Source organism: Moheibacter sediminis (assembly GCF_900176425.1).
Classification (GTDB): Bacteria; Bacteroidota; Bacteroidia; order Flavobacteriales; family Weeksellaceae; genus Moheibacter; species Moheibacter sediminis.
In genome coordinates this window covers 1-3,432 of record NZ_FWXS01000016.1, presented here as the reverse complement: position 1 = coordinate 3,432, position 3,432 = coordinate 1, and the positions used below count along the sequence as shown (strand labels likewise).

At 38.7% G+C, this 3,432-nt stretch carries 2 protein-coding genes; both read left to right on the top strand.

All coding sequences use genetic code 11. The features are described 5' to 3' along the window. Nucleotides 1–591, top strand: a 591-nt coding sequence (locus tag B8977_RS14870) for a T9SS type A sorting domain-containing protein (RefSeq protein WP_143736553.1), incomplete at its 5' end; no start/stop codon positions are given. Nucleotides 592–672: 81 nt separating this feature from the next. Then, the coding region (locus tag B8977_RS14865; protein WP_084019067.1) for a hypothetical protein at nucleotides 673–3,432 on the top strand (2,760 nt) is incomplete at its 3' end.

Genomic DNA, 3,432 nt, shown 5'->3' with positions numbered 1-3,432 from the left:
TTCGGACAATGGGATGTATTGGTTTCAGCTACAAAATCAGAAGACAATACTTACCTGCTGGGAGGCTATGCTTCAACAGAAACACTAGGCAGAAAAACAGACAACAAAGGCATCAATGACTACATCGCCTTAAAAATAAACCACAAGGGAGAAATGCTTTGGAGCAAGAGCATTGGAGGAAAAGACACCGACCAGCTCAAAGGACTGACCCAAACCAGGGATGGCGGCTACATCCTGGCAGGCAATTCAGACTCCAAGAAATCAGATGACAAGGACAGAGCAAGCATCGGCGGCAATGACTTCTGGGTAGTAAAGCTGGGAGAAAAGAACAAACAGGATGAGCAGAGACAGCTCGTTGAGATCTACCCGAATCCAACGAATCAATACACCAACATCGTCATCTCAGAAAGCTACACCACAGCCAAGGTAGAAGTCTTTGACATGGTGGGAAGAAAGCTTCAGTCCAAAGACTTACCTTACAGAACCACTCCTATTGATTTGCAGGGCTACCCTCCGGGAGTTTATATCTTCAAGATCAACATCGACAACCATATCCAGGATATAAAAGTCATCAAGAAAGGAAGTAAATAAAGTCAGACACTATCATATAATATAAAAGCTACATAAGACAAAAACCCAGGAAATATGACCAATCAATTGAATCATGGTATTATGAAAATACTCATTTCTCTCACCATATTTTTTATAATAAACAGTACGTTAGCCCAGAGTGGTGTTCAAGAGTACACTCCGCAGGTTGCACCTCCTTCTCCGACAGCGTTTGAATTTGCAACTCACGGGAATATTCCTTTAAATGGAAGTTCGGGAGGGTTCAGTTATAGTGTTCCGCTCTATACGATACAACAAAAAGATATATCAGTCCCGATCTCTGTAGATTACTTCAGCAATGGAGTAAGGGTTGATGGACTTGCAGGGATAGTTGGAACAGATTGGAGCCTAAGAGCCGGAGGAGTCGTTTCAAGAGTTATGAGAGGGTTACCCGATGAGCGGGCAGTGACAACATGGTATCCTTCTCAGCCAGTAAACTTACAATTGCAAACAACAATAGACGGGATTTGGGCTACTGCAGAAGGAGCCAGTCATGATGCCGAGCCGGATTGGTTTTCTTTTAATGTTAATGGAATATCGGGTAGCTTTTACTTTGATGAGAATTTAGTTCCGCACATAAATAGTGATCAATATTTGAAAATTGAATTTACACAGCATACGATAGGAACTACCTATGGAAAACATTCTACATTTACCATTACAGACAGTAATGGGTATAAATATATTTTGGGAGGGAATGCTGACTATTTAGAAGGAAATATGAGCAGCAGAGATTGCTTTGTGGGACCAAAAGATTGGTACTATTCAGCATGGTATTTAAAAGAAATAATTTCTCCGGCTAACAATAAAATTTATTTTTCGTACGCCGACAATAACTTGATGTACTTTACAAATGCGTCCTACAACCTGACGTATTCCCAGCAATGCTTCCAACCTCTTAATACGTATCAATACAGTTATTCGGACTGTAGGTATTTTAATGACATGAAGTCTAAAGTACTTTCGAATATTCAATTTGATAACGGGAACATAGAATTCACTTATAATTCAAATCGATTGGACGGAGGTGGAAAATCCTTGAAAGAAATGAAGGTGTTTGCACTTAATAATCCTAACCCTTTGAAAGTTGTATCATTTACTTATAACGAGATCCAAAATAGAAATACAGTGCTGGATTGGAAGTTGGAAGGCAATGCAGACCTAAGATACAGAACATTCCTAAAGAATATGACCATTAAGGATGGGACATCTTCTCCTGAAGAACAAAAATATATTTTTGATTATTATGAAGAAAACAAACTTCCTAATCGGTTAAGCTTCTCAAAGGATAAATTCGGTTTTAATAATGGAACCAGCAATGTAAGACCTTTTAGTAGTAAACTGTCTACAATTTTTCCGATCTGGGACTATATGCAAAGTTATGGAGGTACCGGATTTGCTACTGCCAATCTTGAAGTAAGTCCAGACGTTGTACACTATGGAATGCTCGAAAAGATCACTTATCCCACCGGAGGATATAGCCATGTAGAGTATGAGGCAAATTCAAATTACGTCATAACGCCCAAATTAGTTTATAATAATAAGATATTAAATGTAACAAAGGACTGTAATGAACCTGCGGGAACAACTGAGACGTTTACATTTGTAGCGAACGGTACACCCTTAAATTTTTCGGCCAGCGGAGATCTTGACACATATAACCCCAATTGTACAACCGATCCTGATCCGTTACATGACGTATATAATGTGACAATTCGTAAGAATGGAATTGTAGTGTTATCCTTGGGAAGAGATTACGGAACACCTGTTTCCTCTAACCCGGATCGAACTTGTGTGAGTACTTTTATACCGCCATTCACCTATCAACGCGATCCGATTTGTACGGAAGCTGGAAGTACGTATGAAGTCTCAATTTCATTAAACTCAAAACCATGGAACCCCGCTTATGGAGTGGTAAATATCACATACAACGCGGAAACCGTTTATGAAGAAACTCCTTTTTATGGATCCGGAGCCAGAGTAAAACAAATAGTTGATTATAACGAAGAGGGAAGCTACAATAAGAAAAAATACTTCTATAATAAATTCAGTGAATATCCTTCCAATAAGACCACGATGTCGACAACTTATGAACCATCTTATTATGAAACAGGAGACTTTTGGCTTTACTGCCCTCCAAGGTCTGATGATGACGAACCAACATCCCATCCAAATGCACCCAAATTTACGGTGAATTCTTCCTCTATCACATCTCAGTTTGTCAGCAGGAATTCTTCGACCAATTATACGGTAATAACGGAAATATTAGACAACGGAAATACGAATATAGGAGCTATAGAGAAACATTACAATATCATTGAAGACCACGCTGCAAATCATATTTTGGGGTCTCCCATTTTTGGAACTCCACAATCTAACTATAGCAGTAATTTTTACTACGACAAAGTAAAAGAAGAAATCTACTATGATGCACAGAAAGCTCCGGTAGGTAAAAAGATGTTCCAATACCAAGTCCTAGACGAAGGAATGTTACCTGGCTTTGTGGCAAGGAAAAATTTTGATTTTCCTGAAGGTTCTTATTTGCCTTACAATTGGGAATTGCTCAACTATTCCGCATCTTATTACTATAATTATTTTGGAACTATTAAATTAAAAGAGGTAAAGGAAGAATCTTATCTATCCAATGGTACTATACAAACGAACAGTAATTATGTTTATGGAAATTCTCCTTACTTTGGATTGAAAGAACAGATCACGACCAACAGTTTAGGCGAAACCTTGCGTACAGACTACAGCTACCCACAGGATGGATTGCATTGGCAGACCGGTATCATGAATCAGATGATTGAAAAAAACATGATA